The sequence below is a fragment of the Streptomyces sp. MUSC 14 genome, assembly GCF_001866675.1.
GTDB lineage: Bacteria > Actinomycetota > Actinomycetes > Streptomycetales > Streptomycetaceae > Streptomyces.
The window spans coordinates 202063-227085 of the sequence record NZ_MLYN01000014.1 but is presented as its reverse complement, the minus strand read 5'-3'; the positions used below and the strand labels follow the sequence as shown (position 1 = coordinate 227085).

18 protein-coding genes and 1 pseudogene are annotated in these 25023 nt (G+C 73.3%); 12 read left to right on the top strand and 7 right to left on the bottom strand.

Going from position 1 to position 25023, the window contains the following annotated elements; genetic code table 11:
* Nucleotides 1-10: 10 nt before the first annotated feature.
* Nucleotides 11-1852, bottom strand: coding sequence for an arabinofuranosidase catalytic domain-containing protein (locus tag BIV25_RS08455; protein ID WP_071371537.1), 1842 nt, complete (start codon nt 1850-1852; stop codon nt 11-13).
* 213 nt (nt 1853-2065) lie between these two features.
* Here BIV25_RS08455 and BIV25_RS08450 point away from each other — a divergent pair, with 213 nt between their 5' ends.
* Together BIV25_RS08450 and BIV25_RS08445 are read left to right on the top strand one after the other, a co-directional pair.
* Complete coding sequence (locus tag BIV25_RS08450) at nt 2066-5020, top strand: lectin (RefSeq protein ID WP_071371536.1); 2955 nt, start codon at nt 2066-2068, stop codon at nt 5018-5020.
* A 201-nt stretch (nt 5021-5221) separates the two neighbouring features.
* Entirely contained in the window at nt 5222-6400 is a 1179-nt protein-coding gene (locus tag BIV25_RS08445; protein WP_177235195.1) for a PP2C family protein-serine/threonine phosphatase, read from the top strand.
* A 3-nt stretch (nt 6401-6403) separates the two neighbouring features.
* On the opposite strand, the gene BIV25_RS08440 is transcribed toward BIV25_RS08445, so the two are convergent.
* Nucleotides 6404-7201 carry a maleylpyruvate isomerase N-terminal domain-containing protein gene (locus BIV25_RS08440; protein ID WP_071371535.1) on the bottom strand — a complete coding sequence of 266 codons (798 nt, stop codon included), beginning with the start codon at nt 7199-7201 and terminating at the stop codon, nt 6404-6406.
* Between the two features lie 108 nt (nt 7202-7309).
* Nucleotides 7310-9790, bottom strand: a complete 2481-nt coding sequence (locus tag BIV25_RS08435) for a SpoIIE family protein phosphatase (protein WP_071371534.1) — start codon at nt 9788-9790, stop codon at nt 7310-7312.
* A 513-nt stretch (nt 9791-10303) separates the two neighbouring features.
* On the opposite strand from BIV25_RS08435, the gene BIV25_RS49140 reads away from it, so the two are divergent.
* Nucleotides 10304-11068, top strand: a complete 765-nt coding sequence (locus BIV25_RS49140; RefSeq protein WP_071371533.1) for a GNAT family N-acetyltransferase — start codon at nt 10304-10306, stop codon at nt 11066-11068.
* 22 nt (nt 11069-11090) lie between these two features.
* Here BIV25_RS49140 and BIV25_RS08425 read toward each other — a convergent pair whose 3' ends face one another.
* Both BIV25_RS08425 and pip read right to left on the bottom strand, forming a co-directional pair.
* A complete protein-coding gene (locus BIV25_RS08425; protein WP_071371532.1) occupies nt 11091-11720 on the bottom strand; it encodes a DinB family protein in 630 nt (209 codons plus the stop codon).
* A complete protein-coding gene (pip, locus tag BIV25_RS08420) occupies nt 11720-12739 on the bottom strand; it encodes a prolyl aminopeptidase (protein WP_071371531.1) in 1020 nt (339 codons plus the stop codon). The genes BIV25_RS08425 and pip overlap by 1 nt, the downstream gene beginning before the upstream one ends.
* A gap of 183 nt (nt 12740-12922) precedes the next feature.
* Here pip and BIV25_RS08415 point away from each other — a divergent pair, with 183 nt between their 5' ends.
* The 7 genes from BIV25_RS08415 (at nt 12923) to BIV25_RS08385 (ending at nt 22281) form a co-directional block, all read left to right on the top strand.
* Nucleotides 12923-13699 (top strand): polysaccharide deacetylase family protein, encoded by a 777-nt coding sequence (locus BIV25_RS08415; RefSeq protein WP_177235194.1) that lies wholly within the window; start codon nt 12923-12925, stop codon nt 13697-13699.
* Between the two features lie 195 nt (nt 13700-13894).
* Nucleotides 13895-15106 (top strand): EfeM/EfeO family lipoprotein, encoded by a 1212-nt coding sequence (locus BIV25_RS08410; protein ID WP_071371530.1) that lies wholly within the window; start codon nt 13895-13897, stop codon nt 15104-15106.
* Nucleotides 15103-16329 carry an iron uptake transporter deferrochelatase/peroxidase subunit gene (efeB, locus tag BIV25_RS08405; protein WP_107486025.1) on the top strand — a complete coding sequence of 409 codons (1227 nt, stop codon included), beginning with the start codon at nt 15103-15105 and terminating at the stop codon, nt 16327-16329. Before BIV25_RS08410 ends, efeB begins: the two co-directional genes overlap by 4 nt.
* A 227-nt stretch (nt 16330-16556) precedes the next feature.
* Nucleotides 16557-18356, top strand: coding sequence for a phospholipase C (locus BIV25_RS08400; RefSeq protein ID WP_107486007.1), 1800 nt, complete (start codon nt 16557-16559; stop codon nt 18354-18356).
* 110 nt (nt 18357-18466) lie between these two features.
* Nucleotides 18467-19507, top strand: coding sequence for a phosphotransferase (locus BIV25_RS08395; RefSeq protein WP_256255671.1), 1041 nt, complete (start codon nt 18467-18469; stop codon nt 19505-19507).
* Between the two features lie 68 nt (nt 19508-19575).
* Entirely contained in the window at nt 19576-20580 is a 1005-nt protein-coding gene (locus BIV25_RS08390) for a hypothetical protein (RefSeq protein WP_071371528.1), read from the top strand.
* Between the two features lie 138 nt (nt 20581-20718).
* A complete protein-coding gene (locus BIV25_RS08385) occupies nt 20719-22281 on the top strand; it encodes a N,N-dimethylformamidase beta subunit family domain-containing protein (protein WP_256255670.1) in 1563 nt (520 codons plus the stop codon).
* A 20-nt stretch (nt 22282-22301) separates the two neighbouring features.
* Here BIV25_RS08385 and BIV25_RS52480 read toward each other — a convergent pair whose 3' ends face one another.
* Nucleotides 22302-22859: a hypothetical protein gene (locus BIV25_RS52480; protein ID WP_256255669.1), complete on the bottom strand. Its 558-nt coding sequence runs from the start codon at nt 22857-22859 to the stop codon at nt 22302-22304.
* A gap of 108 nt (nt 22860-22967) precedes the next feature.
* Between BIV25_RS52480 and BIV25_RS54240 the strand changes: the two are divergent.
* Together BIV25_RS54240 and BIV25_RS08370 are read left to right on the top strand one after the other, a co-directional pair.
* Nucleotides 22968-23765, top strand: a pseudogene (locus BIV25_RS54240) (amidohydrolase family protein).
* A gap of 77 nt (nt 23766-23842) precedes the next feature.
* Complete coding sequence (locus BIV25_RS08370; RefSeq protein ID WP_071371527.1) at nt 23843-24235, top strand: VOC family protein; 393 nt, start codon at nt 23843-23845, stop codon at nt 24233-24235.
* Between the two features lie 11 nt (nt 24236-24246).
* Here BIV25_RS08370 and BIV25_RS08365 read toward each other — a convergent pair whose 3' ends face one another.
* The gene (locus BIV25_RS08365) at nt 24247-24939 is read right to left on the bottom strand and encodes an NAD(P)-dependent oxidoreductase (RefSeq protein ID WP_071371526.1); all 693 of its coding nucleotides are present in this window, start codon (nt 24937-24939) and stop codon (nt 24247-24249) included.
* Nucleotides 24940-25023 lie beyond the last annotated feature (84 nt).

The window sequence follows — 25023 nt, the reverse complement described above, 5'->3', positions numbered from 1 at the left end:
CCGCCCGGCCTCACCCCAACCGGAACGTCTGCGCGGCCGAGCCGTCGCAGTCCCGGATCCGCAGCCGGGTGCCGTTCGCCGTCGCCCCGTCCGGCGCGTCCAGACACCGCCCCGACTGGGGATTCAACAGCGAACCATCACCCTGCTGCACCCACTTCTGCCCACCCACCCCATTGCAGTCCCACAACTCCACCTGCGTACCGGCGGCCGTCCCATTGCCGTCGATGTCCAGGCAGCGGCCCAAGGTGCTCAAAGATCCGTCCGCCCGGTGGTACCAGTGCTGGTGGACCGCCCAGGACTGGCAGTCCCAGAGCTGCACGGCCGCGCCGTCGGTGCCGGTGTCGTCGGCCGCGACGTCGACACACGCACCGCCCGGGCCCGCGACGGGCGCTCCCCCGTCGACCGAGAACCTCTGCGCGGCCGAGCCGTCGCAGTCCCGGATCCGCAGCCGGGTGCCGTTCGCCGTCGCCCCGTCCGGCGCGTCCAGACACCGCCCCGACTGAGGGTTCAACAGCGAACCATCACCCTGCTGCACCCACTTCTGCCCACCCACCCCATTGCAGTCCCACAACTCCACCTGCGTACCGGCGGCCGTCCCATTGCCGTCGATGTCCAGGCAGCGGCCGATGGTGGCGAGGCTGCCGTCGGAGCGGTGGGTCCAGTGCTGGTCCTCCGCAAAGGCCTGGCAGCCCCACAGCTGGACGGCCGTGCCGTCGGTGCCGGTGTCGTCGCCGGCCACGTCGACGCAGGTGCCGCCCGGACCGGTGATGGTGTCCTGGGGGCCGTTCGGGACGTTCGTCTGGCCCGCGTAGCCGACGGAGACGATGTTCGCCTGGACCGCGTTCTCGGCGGCGTCGGCCGGGTAGCCGGCGACCATCACGCCCTCGAAGAACGTGCCCATGTTCCAGTTGCTGTTGTCACCGCCGGTGCCGAGGATGACGCCGCCCTCCTGGTGCATGGGCTGATAGCCGCCGCGGGTGGGCAGGGCGCCGTCCCACCACGTCGTCAGCCCGCCCGACTGCGCGTCGCCGCCCTTGAGCGCGTAGCGCGTCTGCCCGTCGTTCTTCAGCACCGCCGTGACGTAGGTGCTGCCGTTGCCCCGGTTGGCGGTGTCGGAGCCGTTGTCGCCCTGGAACATGCCGTTCTCCAGGTCGGCCTCGACCCAGGGGCCGGAGCCGGTGCACGGCGCGAAGTAGCAGGTGGTCGCGAGGCTCACCGCGTCCATGTGGCCGTTGCCCGTGTCGGCCGGGGTGCTCTCGGCGTTGCCGTAGTCGAAGCAGCACGCGGAGCCCACGTGGGTGCCGCTGGCCACCATGTAGGCGCCTTCCGGCCGGCCGTCGACGGCGACGCCGGAGGCGGCTCCGGTGGAACGGTAGCCCACGCCCGGTGAGATCCACACGCCGTACGCCTTGTGGCCGCCGGCGGTGACGGCGATCTCGGCGGCGTCCGCGCCCCGGTCCGCGCCCATCCCGGAGGTGCCCGCCGGGCCGGGTGTCAGGTCGTTGTGGCGTGCGGTCTGGTCGTAGATCCGCGTGACGGCGCAGGTGGTGTCCGCGCAGAACCGGTCCTGCTGCGCGGCGTCGGCGTAACCGCCCGCCGCCAGCAGGCCGATGTCGGCGCCGGCGCCGTCGGAGGCGCGGGTGACCCGGTACAGCGGGCCGTCGTAGCCGGAGAGGAGTGCGCGCACGGTGCTGTGCGCGGCGACGCAGGGCGTGCCGGCGGCGCCGTAGATGTCGCAGGGCAGTTGGCCGCCTGCGGCCCGCGCCGTGCCGGGCAGGCCGATGGCGGCGCCCAGGAGAAGGGCGACGACGGCCAGGAACGACGCGAGCGGTCTTCCGCGATGTGCGCGCATGCTGGGCTCCTCCCTGCGACGGCCGTTGCGGAAGCTACGCACGCCGATGACCCGCGTCAAGATTTGTTGCCTTTTGCCTTATGAGAAGCTCTGGGATTGAGTCAATGTGTGCGATGCCCGCGCAACATGACGTCGCGTCACCCGCGCGTCCTTGACAGCGGGGGCGGAAAGCGCCAGCTTTCGGGACAACGTTGTCGAAGGGACACGGTCACGATGACTCGATCCACACGACCTCGATCCACACGGCTCAGAGCACACGGCAGAACTCGCCTGTTCCCGGCCCGGATTCTGCCGCCCTTCCGACTCCCGTCCGTACTGGCCGTCGGCGCCCTCGTGGTGGGCCTCGCCGCAGCCCCCGCGCACGCCGCCGCGGGCGCGGCCCGGCTGGTCGCCGACCCCGCCTCCCTCGTGAACCCCTTCATCGGGACCTCGAACGCCGCGGACGACTTCCCCGGCGCCGACACCCCGTTCGGGATGGTCCAGTGGAGCCCCGACACCCCGCACAAGCCGGACGGCGGCGGGTACGAGTACAACGACTCGGCCATCACCGGCTTCGGCCTCACCCACATCGCCGGACCGGGGTGCCGGGCCGGCGGTGACATCCCGGTCCTGCCGACCCTCGGCAGGGTGGACGCCCGCGCCACGGACAGCTTCTCGCACGCCCACGAATCCGCCTCCCCGGGCGCGTACACGGTGTCGCTGGACAACGGCGTCAAGACGGAGCTGACCGCGACCCCCCGCAGCGGCATGGCGCGCTTCACCTTCCCGGCCACCGGTCAGGCGAACCTCCTGTTCAAACTGACGAACAGTCAAAATGGTGACACCGCAACCCAGTTCCACGTGGTGAACAGCAAGGAAGTGCGCGGCAGCGTCACCAGCGGCAACTTCTGCGGCGAGGGCAACTCCTACACCGTCTACTTCGACATGGTCTTCGACCAGCCGTTCAATCACAGCGGCACCGCCCCGGCCGCCGCCGCGCCCACCACGCCGCGCACCGACGTCCCGCCGGGCACCCCCGAGACACCGAACAAGCCCGTGCTGCACGGCGTCGTCCCCGGCCCGGCCCACTCCTTCGCCACGGCGGCGAGCGGCACCGACGGCTACGTCACCTTCGACACCTCGGCCCGTCGCACCGTCCAGGCCAAGGTCGGCATCTCGTACGTGTCGGCCGCCGGCGCGACCGGCAACCGCACGGCGGAGAACCCCGGCTGGGACTTCACCAAGGTGCGCGACGCGGCGCACGCCTCCTGGAAGTCGCTCCTCGGCCGGGTGCGGATCGCGGGCGGCACGGCGGCACAGCAGACCGTCTTCTACACGGCGCTCTACCACGCGCTGCTGCACCCGAACATCATCAGCGACACGGACCGCCGCTACCCCGGCTTCGACGGCAAGGCGCACACCGTCGACAAGGGACACACCGCCGCCTACGCCAACTACTCCGGCTGGGACGTCTACCGCTCGCAGGCCCAGCTCGAAGCCCTGATCGCGCCGAAGGCCGCCTCCGACACCGCGCAGTCGATGCTCGACGACTACCGCCAGACCGGGCTGTTCCCCAAGTGGTCGGAGAACAACGGCGAGACGTACGTCATGGTCGGCGACCCCGCGGACGAGATCATCGCCGACTACTACGCATTCGGCGCGCGGGGCTTCGACACCGCCGCCGCCCTCAAGGGTCTGATCGCGGAAGCCACGACGGCAGGCAACAACCGCCCCGGCCTCAACTACCTGGAGCAGATCGGCCGGCTGCCCAGCAACGGCAAGTACGGCTGCTGCAACTTCTACGGCCCCGCGTCCACCACGCTGGAGTACGACTCGGCGGACTTCGCCCTGTCCGCGCTCGCCGGCGCCCTCGGCCACGGCGCCGACCAGCAGCGGTTCGCGAACCGGGCCCAGGACTGGCAGAACCTGTTCCGCTACGGCAGCGGCTTCGTCCAGCCGCGCGACGCCTCGGGCACCTGGACCTCGGGCTTCTCACCGACCTCGGGCAAGAACTTCGTCGAGGGCGACTCCTGGCAGTACACGCCGATGGTGCCGTTCAACGTGCACGGCCTGGCCACCGCCATGGGCGGCGACGCGGCGCTGGCGAAGTTCCTGGACCAGGACCTGTCCTCGCTGACCGGCGCCGGCGGCTACACCAACCTGGGCAACGAGCCCAGCCTCAACATCCCCTGGGAGTACGACTACATCGGCCGGCCGTACCGGACGCAGGCGGTGGTCCGGCAGGTCCAGGACCAGATCTGGACCGACAGCCCGTCGGGCCTGGCCGGCAACGACGACCTGGGCGAGATGAGCTCGTGGTACGTGTGGTCCGCCCTCGGCATGTACCCGGAGACCCCGGGCACCGCCGATCTGGCCCTCGGCAGCCCGCTGTTCACCCAGGCCGTGATCACCCTGCCGTCCGGCCACACCCTCACGGTCGACGGGAACGGCGCCGCCGACAACGCCCCCTACGTCCAGTCGGCCACCTGGAACGGCACGGCGTGGAACAAGGCGCACGCCCCCGACGGTGCCCTCACCGCTGGCGGCACCCTCACCTGTGTGCTGGGCACCTCGGCCGACACCTCCTGGGCGTCGGACTCCTCCGCCGCGCCGCACTCCTACCCCGGCTCGCCCTCGTACACCGACGTGGGCACCTCCGGTGACGCCGCGGCCGGCTCGGCGAACTTCGACGGCGCGGGTTTCAGCTACTCGGCGCGCGCCCTGGCCGGGCAGGGTGTCACCCCGGGCTCGAAGGTCGCGGCCGGCGGAGTCTCCTTCACCTGGCCGAAGGTGGCGGCCGGCGCCGCGGACAACTACGTGGCGAACGGGCAGACAGTACCGGTGTCCGGCTCCGGCGGCATCTCCTTCCTGGGCGCCGCCAACAACGGCCCGGCCTCCGGCACCGCGACCGTGATGTACACGGACGGCACGACCCAGTCGGTGCCCCTGGCCTTCTCCGACTGGACGCTGGGCGCGGGCAGCGCCTCGCCGCTAGCGGACAACACCGTCGCGGTGACCACGTCGTACCGCAACCAGGCCGGTACGTCGTCCGACCCCACCACGACCTATGTGTTCGCCACCCGGCCGGTGGCGCTGGCCGCGGGCAAGACGGTCGCCGGCGTGCGGCTGCCGTCCGACGTCGCCTCCGGCGGACTGCACGTCTTCGCGATCGGCTTCGACGCCGGCTGAGCCGTACGGAACATGCCGCCCGGTGGAGCAATGACCGGGATTCCGGGGCACGACCCGCCAGGCTGGAGGGCTGTCGAGGTCGTGTGACACAGGAGTCCGGGTGCGAGAACCACGTAGGCCGAACCGCCAGGTGTGCCGTCCCGCCGAAGGGGCGGCACACCGCGGGGCCGAAGCCGGAACGTCCGTGCCCGGGAGCGACGGATGAGCCAGGCAGCCACCGACGTGGAGTCGGACGGCTTCACCGATCCGCGGACCCTGCCGCCGGCTCCGCTGTGGCTGCGCTGGCTGCCGGTGATGTACGTGGCGGCTTTACTGGCCGTGGAGCCCGTGACGCCGGTGGACTGGCCGGTCAGCTATGCGCTGATCGCCGTACCCCTGCTGGCGGCCTTCGCCTACGGTCCGGTCGGCGTCGCCGCGGCCACGGTGTTCTCCGTGGTCTTCGAGGGCGTGCTGGCCGGCACCCCGTGCTGCGCGGGCCGGTCCGTGGGCTATCTGTGGGACCGGCACTACGTCGCCTCCTACATCTGCACGGCCATCGTGGGCGCCCTCGGCACGGTCCTCGCCGCACACCGGATCCGGCGCGAGCACACCCTCGCCGACGTCCGGTTCGTGGCCGACATCGCGCAGCGCGTCCTGCTGCGGCCGGTGCCGCACCGGATCGGGCACCTCCGGCTGGAGAGCCTCTACCTCTCGGCCGCCGCGGAGGCGCGGATCGGCGGCGACCTCTTCGAGGCCGTCCCCACCGGCTACGGCGTCCGGCTGCTCATCGGGGACGTGCGCGGCAAGGGGCTGCTCGCGGTGGAGACCGCCGCCACCCTGCTCGGCGCGTTCCGCGAGGCGGCGTACGAGGAACCCGACCTGGCCACGCTCGCCGCCCGGATGGAGACGAGCATGGCCCGCCGGGCGGAGCGGCTCGGCGGGGACGAGACGGTCGAGCGGTTCATCACCGCGGTCTTCGCCGAGATCCCGGCCGACGGCGGGCTCGTCTACGTCGTCAACTGCGGCCATCCGCCGCCGCTGTGTCTGCGGGCCGGCGAGGTGAGCGAGCTGGACAGTGGGCGGTCGGCGCCGCCGCTGAACCTCGGCATGCTGGTCCCGGACCCGTACCACGTCGACGTCTACCCGTTCTGGCCCGGTGATCAGCTGCTGCTCTACACCGACGGCGTCACGGAGACCCGGGACGTGTCGGGCAGGTTCTACCCCCTGGCCGAGCGGGTCCGCTCCTGGGGCCCGCTGCCGCCCAAGGAGTTGCTCGCGCGTCTCCACGACGACCTGCTCGCCTACGGGCACCACGGCCTCCAGGACGACACCGCGGCCCTCGCGGTGTGCCTGCTGCCCGGCGATCCGCCGTCGACGGCCCCGCCGCCGACGGCCGAGTGAGCGTCAGAAGGCGGTGTGGGCGAACCAGTTGTCGAGGACCGCGGTCGGTCCCGAGACCTCGTAGCCGGGCTCCTGGTACGAACGGCGACCGTAGAGGAGCAGCAGCAGGCCGGCGGCCGGGGCGCGCACGGCCGTCGTCGCCTCGGCGTCCTCGCGCGGCACCGGGCGGAACCCGTCGGGGTCCAGGCGCACCCGCCACTCCTCGCCGGTGTCCGTGCTCACGAACGCGAGGGTCTCGCCGTCGCCGCGCAGCTTGGTCACGCCGGGGGCGAAGAGGCCCGCGTGGGGCAGGTTGACGAGGAACTCGTCCACGCCGTCGGCCGCGAGGGCCGGCTCGATGTCCGCCTCGGCGCCTGCCCGGCCGCCCACGGCGTGCTCCGCGTCGACCCGGTGCACCAGTGTCTCGAAGAGCATCCGGCGCGCCCAGAACGCCGCGCGGCGGTCCTCGCCCCAGACCCACATCGGGGCCTCGGGGTCGGTGTCCCGCAGGACGGCCGCGACGGCCGGCTCCCCGGCGGCCACCCAGCCGGGCCACTCCCGCTCGTCCCCGGGCAGTCCCAGCTCCACGTCGCGGCTGCGCGGCGGCTCCTGCACGCGCTGGGTCAGCAGCGCGGCGAACCAGCGCTGGAGGGAGCCCACGTGCCGGGTGAGGTCGGCGAGCGTCCAGCCGGGGCAGTCCGGCACTGCGCTCGCGAGGTCGGCGTTCTCGACCGTCGCGGCGAAACGCAGGGTCTCGCGGGCGACGGCCTCACGGTAGGTGTCGTACGGCAGGGGGTGCCCCTGCCCGCTGGTCGCTGCCATCGGCTGCCGCCGTCCTGTTCTGTCCTCGGTACGGATGTCTGGCGCGGAGGTCCGGTACGGATGTCGCGTCGGCGACAGTCTGGCGCTTGGAGTCCGCTCGAAGGCAAATCACGGGCCGGGGAGGGGATCGGGGATGTCCTGTTCGGCCCAGATGATCTTGCCCTGGTCCGTGTACCGGGCGCCCCAGCGCAGGGCGAGCTGGGCGACCAGGAAGAGCCCGCGGCCGCCCTCGTCGGTGCTGCGGGCGTGCCGCAGCCGGGGTGCGGTGCTGCTGGCGTCGGAGACCTCGCAGGTGAGGTGGGCGTCGCGGAGCAGCCGGAGCCGGATGGGCGGTGCGGCATAGCGGATGGCGTTGGTGACGAGTTCGCTGACCACGAGTTCGGTCGTCAGGACCAGTTCCTCCAGGCCCCACTCGCGCATCCGGCGGGTGGCCCGGGCACGCAGGTCGCCGACGGCCGCCGGGTCGGGGGGCACGTCCCAGGAGGCGACCCGGCCCGCGCCGAGGGCGTGGGTGCGGGTGAGCAGGAGGGCGATGTCGTCGGGCTGGGGCACGGGCACGAGCTGCCGCACGGTGGAGGCGCACAGCGTGTCCAGGTCGTCCCCGGTGCGGGCGAGGACCGCGCCGAGGCGGGCCATGCCCCGCTCCACGTCGCGGTCGGGGCCCTCGATCAGGCCGTCGGTGTAGAGGCCGAACAGGCTGTTCTCGGCCAGTTCGATCTCGGCGGCCTCGAACGACATGCCGCCCAGCCCGAGCGGGGGCCCGGCGGGGATCTCCGGGAAGCCGGCCTCGCCGTCGGGGGTGACGACGACGGGCGGCGGGTGTCCGGCCCGGGCCATCGTGCAGCGCCGGCTGACCGGGTCGTAGACGGCGTAGAGGCAGGTCGCGCCGATGAAGGTGGTCGTGGAGCGGGCGGCCGTACCGGCGGCGGTCTCCGCGTCGCTCAGCCGGAGCACGAGGTCGTCGAGATGGGCGAGCAGTTCGTCGGGCGGCATCTCCATCTCGGCGAGGGTCTGCACCGCCGTCCGCAGCCGGCCCATGCTGGCCGCCGCGGTGATGCCGTGGCCGACCACGTCGCCGACCACGAGGCCCACCCGGGCGCCGGACAGCGGGATCACGTCGAACCAGTCGCCGCCGACCCCGCCGGACGGGTCGGCCGGCAGGTAGGCGGAGGCCACGTCCAGTGCGATGCCGCCGGTCAGCTTCGGGGGCAGCAGGCTGCGCTGGAGCGTGACGGCCGCGGTGTGCTCCCGGGTGTAGCGGCGGGCGTTGTCGACGCACACCGCCGCACGGGCCACCAGCTCACGGGCGACCAGGACGTCGTCGGAGCCGAAGGAGACCGGGTTGAGGGTGCGGACGAAGGTGGTGAGGCCGAGGACGGTGTTCCGGGCCCGCATCGGCGCGGCGATGAGCGAGTGCAGGCCGTACTGCCGGATCCGCTCCGCCCGCAGGGGCGACCGGCTGATCCACTGCTCGTCGGCGGGGTCGAGCACCGGTACGAGCAGCGGCTCGCCGTCGATCAGCAGGTTCGCGTCGTACGGCGGCGGGACGAAGTCGACGGTGTCGCCGACCTGGGCGACGGCCTCGGGGCAGCCCTCGCGCGCCGAGCGCATCGCCGCGCGGCACATCAGCGGCCGGCCCGGCGCGGTACCGGCGTCGGGCGGCCAGGTGCCGTCGCCCTCGGCGCTGAGCACGGGTTCCAGCAGGTCGACGACGACGAAGTCGGCGAAGCGGGGGACGGCGAAATCGGCGAGTTCCTGGGCGGTCGCCACCACGTCGAGCGTCCGGCCGATGCTGGTGCCGGCCTCGTTGACCAGCGTCAGCAGCTGCCGGGCATGCCAGCGCTCGGTGACGTCCTGGACCATGTAGCAGACGCCGGTGATGGTGGCGTCGGCGTCGACGAGGGGGAAGAACGAGGTCGAGTAGGCGCGCCGGCGGTGCGGGTCGGCCCAGCTCCAGCCCTCGTACTCGTAGTCGGTGACCGGCAGTCCCGACGCCAACACCTTGCGCATCAGCGCTTCCAGTGCCTGCGCCTGCAGGCCGGGGAGCAGCTCGCTCAGCCGCCGTCCCAGCCGCTCCTCCCGGGGCACCCCGCCGAAGTGCTCCAGCGTGTCGTTCAGCCACACGTAGCGCAGCTCCCGGTCCATGACGGCCATGCCGACCGGGGCGCGGGTGAGGAAGCCGTCGAGGACGGACTGGCCCATGGTCCAGTGCCGGTGCTGCTCCCGCGCCGAGACCAGGAAGCACGTGTCCACGCCCACCCGGAAGGAGGCGGAGACGCGCAGCTCGACGTCGAGGGCGCGGCCGTCCCGGTGGCGTACGGCGATCCGCCCGCTCCAGCCGTTCCCGGCACGGCACCGCTCCACGATGCCGGCGAGCCGGGCCGGGTCCTCGGGCATGGCCAGCAAGGGCGCGGCGGATCGGCCGACGACCTCCCGTTCCGGGTAGCCGAGCAGTGCCGTAGCGCAGCGGGTCCAGCCGACCACGACGCCGGGTTCCGAGATCACCGCGGTCGCGTCGGTGGACGCGTCGGAGAGATCGCCCGGTCTCACCGCCGGCGGTACGGCACCGTCCTGTCGCGCTGGTTCCATCAGATCCACCCTTACCCCACTATGAGCCTGCTTGCCCGCCGGTGTGCGGGCAACCGGTGGACAGCGGGGACTCCGCGCGGACGGGCGGCACCGGGCGTCGGGCCTCGGCGTCGGCCCACGGAGCGCGCGGCGCCGGGGGCCGGCTGCCTCGGGCAGGCGTGGACGATCTCCATCGAGGCGCCGCGTCGTCCCGGGACGCGTCGAGCAGCGCGTGAACCGCGTCCGCCGGCGGCCCCGGCAGGGGCGCCCCCGGTCAGCCCGGACACCGGGTGGTCGAGCGCGCCTTGCGGAGCGAAGAGCGACTGGGTGTCCGGCGCGTATGGTATTTCCTTCTGCAGCAGAGCAGTTGACGTCCCTCGTCATCGTGAAGGGAGCGAGGCCTCGTGGTTCCGGCGTCCCTCAGCGGCCGCCGCCGGTACTGAACCGCCCGCCTCCGCGGACAGGTCCGGCCCGCGTGCCCAGCCGTGTCCGGCTCTCAGCTGCCCGCGCCCCCTTCACCGTGAGGTCCTCACCGTGCCCACCGATGTCCAGAGCTTTGCCGTCGCCCACCTCCTGCGCCGCCCGGCGCCGCACGAAGTCGGCGGTTTCGTCGTGGGGTTCGATCCCGCCACGACCAGTCCGTACGTCAACTACGCCACCCCTCTGCCCGGCGCCGAGCCCACGGACCGGGACGTCGCCGGCCTGATCGCCGCGTTCCGGGAGCGCGGTCTGCGCCCCCGGCTGGAGTTCGCCCCGGACGGCGCACCCGCCGTGGAGCCGGTGCTGCGCCGGGCCGGATTCACCACGGAGGCGGTGCACACCTATCTGGTCTGTACGGCGGCCACGCTGACCGCGCCCGGCCCCGGTCCCGGCCCTGGCCCGGTCGAGGTGGAGCGCCCCGCCGCCGACGCGGACTACACCGCGCTCGACGCCGCGCTGTCCGAGGCCTTCGGCGGCGAGTTCCCGCCGTCGCCGCAGGGCGCGGCGCGGCTGCGGCGCACCGAGGAGGGCGGCGGTGCCGTCCGGTTCGTCCGTGCCGCCACCGGCGGCTGCGCCGGCGGAGCCCTCTGCTCGGCGCCCGCCGAGGGCACCGCGGAACTGGCGGGCGTCGGCACCGTCCCGGCGTACCGGGGCCGGGGCATCGCCGCCGCGGTCACCCACGACCTGGCCGCGACCCTGCTCGGCCGGGGCGCGCGGTCGGTGTGGCTGGAGTACTCGGGCGAGGGCTCGCGCCGCGTGTACGACAGGGTCGGCTTCCGGCCGGGCGGCACCCGGCTGTACGTCTCGCTGGAGGCGTGATCCGAGCGCCCGCGCGCCGCGGTCAGGTCGCCGGCCGGCCTGCGCGGTAGAGGTCGCGCAGGAGCGCGATCTCGGCTCCGTGGTGCAGGACTTCCTGGTTGACCCACCACACGATGTCGAGGAAGGGCTCCTCCGCGTCGCTGCCGTACGGGTAGCCGCAGTACCCCACCGTGTCCAGGGCCGCGTCGTCCGCGCCCAGCAGGGCCTGCCGCCAGGCGGCGGCGCCGTCGGCGAAGGCCGCGATCGCCGCGGCGGCGTCCCCGCGGACGGGCTGCTCCTCCCGGGTCGCCGAGCGGGTGCCGGCGGTGTGGTCGGCGCGGAGGGCCAGCATCTCGGTGAGGTGGCTCAGGCGCCAGGCGAGGGTCGTGACCGGCGGCGGCCACGGGTGCGGGTGGGCCGCGGCATCCCGCCCCCAGGTGCCGCCACCCGCCAGGAGGGTCGCGCGCGGGCCGGGCCCGTCCGTGCGCCGGCGCACGGACCAGCAGCCGGGGACGGGTTCCCAGAAGTACTCGTCGTCGGTGAGGGGTTCGACCCGCGTGCCCGTGCCGTCGCCGCTGTCCATGACGGGTCCGGTCAGCCGGCGCAGCAGCCGCTCGCGGGCGAGGTCGAACTGGTCGAGCAGCGGGCTCAGCCGGGGCGGCGGTGTCGTCATCAGGGCCTCCTCGTGGGACGGACGTCGTCGGGGGTCCGGCGGCGGGCGTACCGGTCGGTGGCCGCCACCATCGCCTCCGCGAGGCCCGCCGCCCCGGCGTTGTGCCCGGTGTCTCCCACGAGCTCCAACTCGCTGTCGGGCCAGGCGTGATGGAGCCGCCAGACGATGCCGAGGAGGTTGCCGAGGTCGAGTTCGCCCTGGACCAGGGTGCCGGGAATGCCCTTGAGCAGGTGCGCGTCGCGCAGGATCACACCGTCGCCGCTCGCAACCTCGCCGTCACTCGCACCCTCGCCGAGGAAGTGGCCGTTGCCCCAGTAGTGCGTGACGGTGCGGGCGAACCCCATGCGGAACACGGGGTCTTCGTAGCGGGCGACCGAACGCGGCGGTGCGGGGATCACGGCCGTCTCCCAGTCGGTCCAGGCCCGCGCGGCGCGCTCCCGCACCTCGGGGTCGGGCGATTCAAGCAGCCGGTTGTAGGCGGCGGCGAGGTTGCCGTCGCGCTCGCTCTCGGGCACCCCGGACCGGAACCGCTCGAAGGCCTCGGGGAAGATCCGCCCGAGTCCCCGGGTCAACAGCTCGACCTCGGCGTCCGACCCCGTGGCGACCCCGGTCAGCACGAGTTCCGAGACGACGCCCGGGTGGGTCTGGGCGTAGCGCAGGGCGAGCACCGAGCCGAAGGAGACCCCCCACACGAGCCACCGGTCGATGCCCAGGTGACGGCGCAACTCCTCCAGATCGGTGATGAGTTGGCCGGTCGTGTTGACCCTCATGTCGGTGTCGGGGTGGCTCGCGTGCGGGGTCGAGCGGCCGCTGCCGCGCTGGTCGAGCAGGACGATCCGGTAGGCGGCCGGGTCGAACAGCCGCCGGAAGTAGGGGGTGCTGCCGGATCCGGGTCCGCCGTGCAGGACGACGGCGGGCTTGCCGTCGGGGCTGCCGCAGGTCTCCCAGTGGACGTGGTTGCCGTCACCCACGTCGAGCATGCCGTTCTCGTACGGTTCGGTCTCCGGATACAGAGGCATCCCGGCACCGTAGCGCAGCCGGGGGGCGGGCCGTTCCCGGATATACGCTCGGTCCGCTCTGTCGCGGAAGCGCCCCGGAATTGTCCGTGATCGGTAACAGAGGGATCCCGTGATCAACCCGGCCCGTCCTGACAGGTGCACAGGAACTCGGCGGTACGACACGGAAACAGAACAGGGGCGGACATGGCGCGGCACAACGGGCGGGGTTGGTACGGCCGGATGATCGCAGCGGCGGTCGGCGTGACCGCGGTCGCCGCCGCCACCTCGGTGTGGACCGCGCAGGCCGGTCAGTCGTCGGGCGGCGCCGCGGCGGCGCCGGGTGCGTCGGCGCGGCACACCGCACCGACGACGGTCAGCGTGTCCCCCGACATCGCCCACGCCTCGGACGGCGGGGAGCACGCGGTCAACATCACCATCGACGACGGTCCGGACCCGGTGTGGACCCCGCAGGTGCTCCAAGTGCTGCGCGAGAACGGGGTGAAGGCGACGTTCTGCATGATCGGCCCGCAGGCGCAGGCGCACCCGGATCTGGTCCGCCAGGTGGTGGCGGCCGGGCACCGGCTGTGTGACCACACCGTGTCGCACGACACCACGATGGACAAGAAGTCCGAGGCCTACCAGTCGCAGCAGATCCTGGACGCCGAGCAGCAGATCACCAAGGCGTCCGGTGGCGTACGGCCGATGTACTACCGGGCCCCGGGCGGTGCGTTCACGCCGTACAGCCGTAAGCTCGCCGCTGCGCACGGGATGCGGCCGCTCGGCTGGAACGTGGACTCCAAGGACTTCGAGCGGCCGGGCACCCAGACCATCGTGGCCACCGTCCGCGGCGAACTGTCCAACGGACCGACGATCCTGTTCCACGACGCGGGCGGCGAGCGCTCGCAGACCGTGGCCGCGCTGCGCATCCTGCTGCCGCAGCTGAAGCAGCAGGGCTACGCCTTCGGCTTCCCGGTCCGCTGAGCGGGCGGCTGAACGGTCCGCCGTAGCGGACGGCTGCAAGCGGGCGGCCGCGCCCGACGGCCCGCGATCCCGTTCGGGAACACCATGGTGAACCCAGGGCGAAATCTTGGCCATCGATTCATGGGTACGGACGTTCGGGTCCGGAGCGGCGCCTACCATGAGGCCACTGCACACGTCGTTCCGGAAAGGCTCGCCATGCCGTTGCCTCGCCTCGGCACGCGGTCCGTTCGTCTCCGGACGGCGCCCGTCGTGTTCGTCGCCCTCTCCATGGCCCTCGCGGGCACGGCCCTGGCGCTGTCCCCCGGGGACGGGCACGGCGGCGGTCAGGCCGGCGACGAGGCGTCCCGGCACACCGTGATCGACGTGTCCCAGAGCCACTGCGGCCAGGGCTGGACCCGCCCCGGGCCCGGGCTGCACACCTTCGATCTGCACAACTCCTCCGACGGCGCCGCCGAGGTCTATCTGGAGGATCCGGCCAGCCAGGCGGTGTACGGCGAGGTGGAGGGCATCGGTCCCGGTACGACACGGCAGTTGACCGTACGGCTGGGCAAGGGGGCGTACGCGTTCAAGTGCGTCCCCGACGACGCCGACGCGGTCACCGGGCCCACCGTGCACATCGCCTCCGGGCAGCGCGGCCCGGGCGCGGCCCCGGTCTCCGAACACGACCTCATCCCGCCCGCCCTCGCCTACCAGAAGTGGGTCGGCGGCGGACTCGACGACGTCGTCCGGCTGACCACGCGACTGCGGCAGGACATCGACGGCGGCGACCTCGGCGCCGCCCGCGCGGACTGGCTGCCCGCGCATCTGGAGTACGAGCGCCTCGGGGCCGCCTACGACGCCTTCGGGGACGCGGACGCGCAGATCAACGGCACCGACGCCGGGCTGGCCGACGGGGTGCACGACAAGGACTTCGCCGGGTTCCACCGGATCGAGTACGGGCTGTGGCACGGCGAGTCGGCCGGCGGGCTGCGCGCCCCGGCGGCGGCGCTGGTCAAGGCCGTGACGGGGCTGCGTGACAGCTGGTCGCAGGCCCGGATGGACCCGGCCCAACTGGGGCTGCGCGCGCACGAGATCCTGGAGAACACCGTGCAGTTCGAGCTGACCGGCCGCACCGACTACGGCAGCGGCAGCAACCTCGCCACCGCCCGCGCCAACCTCGACGGCACCCGCGAGGTGCTGTCCCGGCTGCGCCCGCTGCTGACCACCCGGTACACGGATCTGCCGGTCCTGGACCAGGAGTTGGACCGGGCCCAGCACACCCTCGACGGCTTCCGCAAGAGTGCCGGCTGGACCTCGCTCGACGAACTGACCCGCGCCCAGCGGGAGCAGAGCGACGCGGTCCTCGGTGATCTGGTGGAGCGACTGGCGTCGGTGGCCACCCTGTGCGACCCGCGGAGGACCGTGTGAGCGGCGCCGGACGACCCGACGGCCTGGCCCGGCGCGGCTTCCTGCGGGGCGCCGCCCTCGCGGGGGCCGGTCTCGCCACGAGCGGCGCGGCGGCACCGCAGACCGCCGCCGCCACGACGGACACGATCGCTCCCTTCCACGGCGTCCACCAGGCCTCGGCGATCGCCGCCCCACGCCGTACCAGTGTCATCGCCTCCCTCGACGTGACCGCCGAGACGCGCGCCGAACTCGCCGACGTGCTGCGCACGTTGACCGACCGGGCCCGCTTCCTCACCGCCGGCGGGACCCCGGCGCCCGTCGGCATCACCGGCCCGCCCGCCGACTCAGGCATCCTCGGCGACCAGCTGCCCGCAGGTCGGTTGGCCGTCACCGTGGGCGTCGGCGCCTCGCTCTTCGACGACCGGTACGGGCTGGCGTCCCGCAGGCCCCGGCGGCTGACCGCGATGCCCGCCTTCCCGGACGACGACCTCCAGGCGGACTGGTGCCACGGCGACCTCAGCCTGCACCTGCACGCCGACGAGCCGGACACCACGCTGCACGCGCTGCGGGACATCGCCCGGCACACCCGGGGCGCTCTCCAGGTGCGCTGGCGGCTCGACGGGTTCAGCAGTCCGCCCCGCCCGTCGGGCACCCCGCGCAACCTGCTGGGCTTCAAGGACGGCACCGCCAACCCGGACGCCACGAGCAGCCGGGAGATGGACCGGCTGATCTGGGTCGCCGCGGGCGCGGGCGAGCCGGAATGGGCGGTCGGCGGCAGCTACCAAGTGGTGCGGCTGATCCGCATGCTGGTGGAGTTCTGGGACCGGGTCTCGCTCAGCGAGCAGGAGCGGATGTTCGGCCGCGCCCGGGTCTCCGGCGCACCGTTGGACGGCGACCACGAGCACGACACACCGAAGTACGCGGACGACCCCAAGGGCGATGTCATCCCGCTGGACGCACATATCCGCCTGGCCAACCCGCGCACACCCGCCACCGCCGACCAGCGCCTGCTGCGCCGTGCCTACAACTACGACCGGGGCATGGACGCCAACGGCAACCTCGACATGGGCCTGCTGTTCTGCTGCTACCAGCAGGACCTCAAGCGGCAGTTCGAGACCGTGCAACACAGGTTGGCGGGCGAGCCGTTGACGGACTACATCAAGCCGTTCGGCGGCGGCTACTTCTTCGCGCTGCCCGGTGTACGGGACGCGGCAGACTGGTACGGACGCGCCCTGCTCGGCTGAACCCGTCCCGCTCCGTCCGGCCGAACCTGTCCGGACAACTTGGCACCTCGAAGGGTCAACACACAGTCAAGTTTTGCCCTGGCATCCATGACTCGGTGTTCACTCACAGGCCATCATGGCTCCGCCGGCGCGCCGCGCGGCAGGCACAACATCCGTGCTCGTACGACGTACAGACGTTCTGTCCGGAGGGGTTGACCACCATGGCCAGCAGAGGAAGACGAGCCGCTATGCGGAGCCTGGGAGCGCTTGCGGGCGCCGCAGCGCTCACCGTGCTCGGCAGCAACGCGCCCGGTTGGGCCGCGGCGCCCGAGACGCACGGCGGGCATTCCTCGACCGCCACGCCGATCAAGCACGTGGTCGTGCTGTTCGACGAGAACATCTCGTTCGACCACTACTTCGCGACCTACCCGAAGGCCGCCAACACCGACGGCACGAAGTTCACGGCGGCGAAGAACACCCCCAAGGACATCGACACCCTCGCCCACGCGGGTCTGCTGACGAAGAACCCGAACCAGTACGCACCGAAGCGGCTCTCACCGTCGCAGGCGATGACCTGCGACCAGAACCACTCCTACGGGGCCGAGCAGTACGCGTACAACGGCGGCAAGGCCGACCAGTTCGTGCAGAACACCGAGGTCGACAAGTGCAGCGGCGGCCTGTTCGGCGAGCCGGGCCTGTCGATGGACTACTACGACGGCAACACCGTCACCGGCCTGTGGAACTACGCCCAGCACTACGCGCTGAGCGACCGTTCCTACAGCTCGAACTACGGCCCGTCCACGCCCGGCGCGCTGAACCTGGTCTCCGGCAACACGCACGGCGCGGTCTCCATCGACCCCAAGACCGGGAAGCAGACCGCGAAGCCGGACGCGTACGCCGTCCAGTCCCCGGACGCCAAGGGTGTCGGCACGGTCATCAACGACCCCGACCCGGCCTGGGACGACTGCTCGGGCAAGGACCACACGAGCAGCAACGCGCTGGCGTCGCTGCAGGGCAGGAACATCGGTGACCTGCTCAACAGCAAGAAGGTGACCTGGGGCTGGTTCCAGGGCGGCTTCCGTCCGTCGACCGCATGGGACGGCTCGTCCGGCTCGTACGCGAAGTGCGACACCGCGCACACCAACGTGGGCGGGGCGTCCGTGGTCGACTACAGCCCGCACCACAACCCGTTCTCGTACTACAAGTCGACGGCCAACCCGCACCACCTGGCGCCGAAGTCCGTCTCCGAGATCGGCCACAACGGTCAGGCCAACCACAACTACGACCTGACCGACTTCTCCGCCGCGCTCAAGGCGGGCAAGCTGCCGTCCGTCAGCTTCCTGAAGGCCGGCGAGTACCAGGACGGCCACGCCGGTTACTCGGACCCGACCGACGAGCAGCACTTCCTGGTCAACGAGATCAACGCGATCCAGAGCTCGCCGCAGTGGAAGTCCACCGCGATCGTGGTCGCCTACGACGACTCCGACGGCTGGTACGACCACGCCTACGTCACCCCGAAGAACGGCTCGACGGACTCCGCCACCGCCTCCAACGGCAAGGCGACCGACAGCCCCGCCTGCCAGAACGGCCCGAAGGCGGCTGGTGGTTACGCCGACCGCTGCGGCCCCGGCACCCGGCAGCCGCTGCTCGTCGTCTCGCCGTACAGCAAGGTGAACAAGGTCGACCACACGCTGACCAACCAGGCGTCCATCACCCGCTTCATCGAGGACAACTGGAGGACCGGCCGCATCGGTGACCACTCCTTCGACGCCACGGCGGGCTCCCTGTCCGGCATGTTCGACTTCCGGCACCCGAACAACAAGCAGGTGCTGCTGAACTCCGACGGCTCGGTCAAGCACGTCGGCCCGGTCCGGCACGTCTCCCCGGTGAGCACCAGCATCACCCCGGGCCCGGCGATGCAGAACACGGCCGCCTCGACGGACGCCTCCGGCTTCCCGACCCTCCCGGTCGGCCTCGGCGTGGGCGCCCTGCTGGCCGCGGGCGCGACCGGCACGTACCTGACGCTGCGCCGCAAGCAGCGCGCCTGATCCACCGCCTGACGACGCGCCCCCGGTCGGTGACCGGGGGCGCGTCGCATGCCGGGGTCCGGGCGGGGAAACGGCTGGCCGTGGGGCGTTCGTGCTGGTGGGATGGTGTGGTGGCGATACGACAACTGCGACAACAGCGTGCGGACACCGTCGACCGGGGCGCCTACGCGGACGCGGTGACCCCGTGGGAGCAGGAGTCCTGGCGGGTCTCGGCGCTCGGCTGGGTGCAGGAGCGGCTCGCCGAGCGCGGGCTGCGGGTGAGCGGTGACCTCGCGGTGCGGCTGCGGCCGTGGTCGGTGCTGGTGCGGGTGCCCGTCGACGGACGTGGTGCCGAGGAGCCGGGCGCGGTCTGGTTCAAGGCCAACCCGCCGGCCAGTGCCTTCGAGGGCCCGCTGACGGCAGCGCTGGCCCGCTGGGTGCCGGAACACGTGCTGGAGCCGCTGGCGGTCGACGCCGGGCGGGCGTGGGTGCTGCTGCCCGACGGGGGCGAACTGTTCCGGACGACGCTCTCCCGGGCCGCGGTCGAACCGCTCGCCTGGGAGCACCTGTTGGGCCAGTACGCGCACCTGCAGCGGGCGCTGGTCCCGCACGCGGGCGAGATCGAGCGGCTGGGCGTGCCCTGCGCCCGGACCGCCGCTCTGCCCGAGGTCTTCGACCGGCTGCTCGCCGGGGCGACGGCGCTGGAACCGCAGGCGCGCGCCCGGCTGGAGCGGCTGCGTCCCCGCCTCGCCCACTGGTGTGCCGAACTCGCCTCCCTCGGCGTCGACGACACCCTCGACCACGCGGACCTGCACGACGGCCAGCTCTTTTGGCCCGCGCCGGACCGGTTCACCTTCTTCGACTGGGGCGACGCCGCCGTCTCGCACCCGTTCTGCAGCCTGCGGATCCCCGCTGAGAAGGCGATGGCGCGGTACGGCCCGGATGTCCTGCCGCGGCTGCTCGACGCCTATCTGGAGCCGTGGACGGGCCCCGGCCGCACCCTGGCGGACCTGCGGCGCGCGGCCCGTCTGGGGTGGCGGCTGAGCGCCCTGAGCCGTGCCGCGTCCTGGGGCCGCGTGTTCCCCGCCCCGTCGGGCCCGCCCCCGGTCGCCGCCCAGGGCGCGGAGTCCTTGCTGGAACTCCTCAACGAACCCCCGATCCCGGGACGTTGACCGGCCCGCCCTGCACCGGAGCGCGCCTCCCCTGGCCCGCGCCCCGCCCACGGCGGACACTGGACCGTATGACCCGCACTCCCGGGCCCGCGGGTCCCCCGCCCGGCCGCCGGACCGTGCTCGTGTCCCTGGCCGGCATCGCGCTCGCGGGCTGCACCCGTCACCCGGCGCGGCCCACGGCCGCCTCGTCCCCGTCGGGCTCCTCGCCCTCCTCGCTCTCCTCGCCGTCCTCACCCTCCTCGGCTCTGCCGCACACCACGCCCTGGCGGCCGACCTCCGCCGAGGTGCAGCCGGCGGCCAAGCTGCGGGCCGTACAGCTGGTGGAGGCGATCGGTGCCTGGGCCGCCGGACGGGGCGGAGCGGCGGCGGCCCGGGCGCGGGTCGCGGCGCTCGGGCTGCCGACCGGCCTCGTCGGGCAGTCCGGCCCGCTGCTGTCCACTGCCGACCAGGCGGCGCTCCAGGTCGTGGACGCGCAGTACGGCGGGATCCTCGCCCGGTCCGCCAGTGTGCTGGTGGTCTGCCGGCAGTGGACCCGGAACGGCGAGACGGTGCGGGCCGGCGGGACGACGGTCGACGTGCGGCTCTCCGCGTCCGGGGGTGCCTGGACGGTCGACGCGCTGCATCCGGCGCAGCCCGGACCGGCGGCCCGCTCACTGGCCCCTGACGTCCGCGCGGCGCTGGCCGACGACCGGATCGTGCTGCCGCCCGCCGCCGCGGCCGACCTGCGCAGCGGTCAGGTGCACACCGGCGTGGCGCGGGCGATGCTCGCGCTGGCGCGGACGTACCGCCTGGAGGTGAGCGTGGTCCGCTCCGGGCATCCGCTGTACGTGTTCGGCACCAGCCGGCCCAGTGACCACCCGCGGGGGCGGGCCTTCGACGTGTGGCGGATCGACGGGCACGCGGTCGTCGACCCGGCGACCTCGCGTTCCCTGATCGAGCGGTTCATGCGGGACGCGGCCGCCGCGGGGTCGTACAACGTGGGCGGCCCGGTGCTGCTGTCGGGCGGCGGCCCCGACCAGTTCTTCAGCGACGCCACCCACCACGATCACGTGCACGTCGGCTTCCGTACCTGACGGGAACCGACGCGACCTGACGGGACCTGCCGGCGTCCGGCCGGGCCCGGCGGCGCCGTCCTGCGGTTGCGCCGGGCGCGTGGGTGTCGGGACGCTGGAGCACGGACGTATCCGGCACGGACACATCCGGGAGGTGGCATGGCTCCGGAACCCGAGCCCACACCCGCGCGCGACGGCCCCGGACTCGGCCGCCGTCGCTTCCTCACCGTGTGCGCGGGCCTCGGCCTCGGCACGGCCGCCGCGTGCACGGCCGCGCCCCCGCAATCGCGCTCCGGCGCCTCCCCCGGCGGACGGCTGCGGCCGGAGTCGGAGCGGGACGCACCGGGTACGGCAGAGTGGCGGCTGGGCCCGACGGGCCCCGCGGACGCGGTGGCCGGGTACGCGGACCGGGTGAGCGTGACCCCGGGCGAGACCTTCGCGCTGCATGTGTCGACCACCGCCGCGTCGTTCCGGGTGTCCGCGTTCCGGGTCGGCTGGTACGGCGGCCGGCAGGCCCGCCGGATCTGGGCGTCGGCGCGCATACCCGGCCGCGCCCGGCCGGCCCCGCGCGTCCTGCCCGCCACCCGCACCGTGCGCGCGGACTGGCCGGCGGCCCTGGCCGTGGACACCGCGGGGTGGCCGGAGGGCGCGTATCTGCTGCGGCTGGAGGCGGACACCGGCCACCAGCGGTACGTGCCGCTGATCGTCCGCTCCACCGAGGGTGCGGGCCGTACGGTCCTGCTGCACGCCCCGGCGACCTGGCAGGCGTACAACCGCTGGGGCGGCAGCAGCCTGTACGCCGGTGCGTCCGGGGCGTACGCCGCCCGGTCCCTCGCGGTGAGCTTCGACCGGCCCTACGACGCCGACGGCGCGGAGAAGTTCCTGGTGTACGAGCGGGCGCTGGTGGTGCTGGCCGAGCGGCTCGGAGTCCCCCTCGCCTACAGCACGGGCATCGACGTCCACCGGGATCCGGGCGTGCTGCGGGGCGCGCACGCGGTCGTCTGCCTGGGGCACGACGAGTACTGGACGCCCGAGCAGCGGGCCCATGTCACCGCCGCCCGCGACGCGGGGACCAACATCGCCTTCCTCGGCGCCAACACGTGCTTCCGGCGGATCCGCCTGGCGGCGGGGGACGCGGCGGACGACCGTACGGTGGTCTGCTACAAGTCCGACTGCCGCGCCGACCCCCTCTACGGCTCACGGCCCGCGCTGGTCACCACCGACTACCGGCTGCCGCCCGCGCCCGACCCCGAGTCCTCGCTGACCGGGGTGCTCTACGAGGGCTACCCGGTCGACGCGCCCTATGTGGTCCGGGCCGCCGGCCACTGGCTGTACAAGGGCACCGGCGTGCGCTCCGGGGACGGCTTCGCGCATCTCGTCGGCGTCGAGTACGACCGGGTCACGCCCGGCGCACCGACGCCCGCCCCGCTGGAGATCACCGCGCACTCCCCGCTGGTGTGCGGCGGGCGGCCCGGCCACAGCGACTCGGCCTACTACACGACCGCCGCCGGGTCGGGTGTGTTCGCGACCGGGACCATGCGCTGGGTGGAGGGCCTGGTGGCCGGGACCGGCGTGCTCGGCCGCGACCACGGGATGGACGCCCGCACCCGGGCCTTCGTCACCCGCACCACGGAGAACCTCCTGCGGACGTTCGCGCGCGGACCGGCGGCCCGGCACGCCCCGCCACCGCACGCCAACGTGCATGAGGTGTACGGAGACTGACGCCTCATCAGGAACTGCCCTCAGATTGTCGGGGCGCCCTGCCCTCCGGACCGCATGTGCTCCCTGCGGGCGTTGTTGTAGGCCCGCAGGTGAAGCTTGGCCACGGCACAGGCCGCACCGTCGGCATGGCACTGACGGCACGTCCGCACGTGCTGCTCGTAGGTGTGACGCGCGTTTTCCAGCGCTTCGTGGGAAGAGGACATCGAGATCTCCGGGCAGGGCGCGCCGCGACGGACACGCCTGGTTGACTGACGGGTAACATCCGGAGTCAAGGTGATCATGTTACTGGCGGTACTGGGAAACTCGCCGGTAACCACGCCCGTGGAGCGCCCTCGGCCGCCCTCGCGCACCGCCCGTGCGTGGTTCATGAACGCCGTCAGCCCCACTTCGAAGGCCCGGTCGGCGCGCCCCTCGCCCACGGTCGCGAGGGCCTCGGCGGGGTGCGGGGGGGCGTAGCCGGCCGGCGCGCCGGGCCTGCGGACCGGTTCCCACGCCGCGATGGACCCGGTGGCGGACCGCGCACCGCGGCCGTCGCTCGACGAACGGCGCTCCCGGCTGCTGGAGTTGCTGTCCGCCATGGCCGCGACGGGAGTCACCGGCGCCCATGTGACGGACGGCGGCGACCTCGACCTGGTGGAGGCGGTGGCGCGCGAGACGGTGCTGCCGCTGCGGCTGCGGTCCGCGCCGTGGTGCATGCCGGGCACCGACCCCGACGCGCTGCGGGAACCGGTGCGGCTCCAGGGGCGGGCGGCACGGGGTGGTCGGCGGCGTCAGGTTCTTCATGGACGGCATGGTCGAGGGCGGCACGGCGTGGCTGGAGCACCCCGACTGCCACGGGCCGGGCACCGCCGCGTTGGCCGGACCCGCGGGCCTGCGCCGAGGCCGTCCGCACCCTGCACGCGGCCGGCGTACGCACGGCCGCGCACGCCATCGGGAACGCCGCCGTACGGCATGTCCTGGACACCGTCGCCTCGCTCGGGCCGAGCAGGTACGGCGCCCACCGGATCGCGCACGTCGAGACCGCTCCCGACGAACTCCTGCCCCGTTGCACCACGTTGGGGGTGACGGCCTCACTCCAGCCGCCGCACACCGGTTACACGCGCGACGACGGCACCGTCGCGTGGTCGCGCAGGCTGGGCGGCGACCGGGCCGGGCGCGCCTAGCGGCTGCGGGACCTGCGCGAGGCGGGCGCCACGCTCGCCCTCGGCTCGCACTGGCCCATCGCGCACCACGACGTCCGGGCCGTCCTCGCCACCGCCCGCCGGCGGCCGAAGGGCGCCGCGGCCCACCGGCCCGGACTCACCCCGTTGCAGGCGCTGGAGGGCTGTACCAGCCACGCGGCAGCGGCGGCCGGGGAATCGGACGGCGCCGGCCGGATCGTACCGGGCTGCCGGGCCGACCTCACGGGGCCGGCCGTGGACCCTGTCCGGGCTCCGGCCTCGCCGACCCGGCCGGCGTCGACGCATCGGCGCGTGCCCGACTAAGATCGGAAGTGGCATCGCGTGCCGGTCACCGTCCGGGTGAGGCATGGAGGTGCCAGGACATGCCCCGGAGGCATTCCTTGTCCGTCGAGTTGAACCACACCATCGTCCACGCCCGGGACAACCGGGAGTCCGCCGGGTTCTTCGCCGAACTGCTCGGCCTGGAGATCGCGGGAGAGTGGGGCCCGTTCGTCGCGGTCGCCCTGAGCAACGGCGTCACGCTGGACTTCGCCAGCGTCCCCGAGGGCCAGATCGCCACACAGCACTACGCCTTCCTGGTCTCCGAGGAGGAGTTCGAGGCCGCGTACCAGAAGATCCGGGAACGCGGCATCGAGCACTACGCCGACCCGCACCGGCAGCAGCCGAACGCGATCAACCACAACGACGGCGGCCGCGGCGTCTACTTCATGGATCCCGCCGGTCACGCCATGGAGCTGATCACGGTCCCCTACGGGGGCTGGCCGAAGGCGTAACCGGGCCGCCGTCACCGGCCGAACGCCTCCTTCCTGATCATGTCGAGGAGGCGCGGGGTGCCCTCGCTGGTGCGGACGTCGAGGAACGCCCGCACACGCCCCTCCGTGACGGCCTCGCGCACCAGCGCGTGCGCGAGGTCGGCCCGGGAGGTGAACCGTCCGGGCAGCCGGGCGGGCGCCAGCCGGTAGTCGCTCACCTCGTCGGTGTCGAAGAGACCGGCGGGCCGCAGCACGGTCCAGTCGCGGTCGCTCCCCCGGACGATCTCCTCCATGCGGCGCATGTCGTCGTAGACCGTGCGCCCGACGACCCGCGCGAAGAAGGGCTCCAGCACCTTCCGGAAGAAGAGGCCCTCCCCGGGTGCCGGCACGTCGAACATGATGGTGGAGGACACGCACACCAGGCGGCGGACGCCGTGCAGGGTCATGGCCCGGGTGATGTGCGTGAGTCCCGCCGAGTACACCGTGACCGGTGCTCGGCCGTACGGGACGCCGAGAGCGGAGATCACACCGTCCTGGCCTGCGACGACGCGCTCCACCGCCGTTCCGTCCAGCACGTCGGCCGCCTCGATCCGCAGCCGGGGCCCGCCGGACGGGAAGGCGTCCGGGTGCCGGGTCACGGCGGTGACCGTGTGACCTGCGGCGGTCGCCTGCGCGGTGACCTGCCTCCCGGTCGGCCCGTTCGCGCCGAAGACGACGAGTTTCATGGGCTTCTCCTCACTGCGGGGTGCTGCTGCCGTGGACCGAGAGGGCCCGGACGGCGGCGGGTGTGACAGCGCCGGCGCGCGATG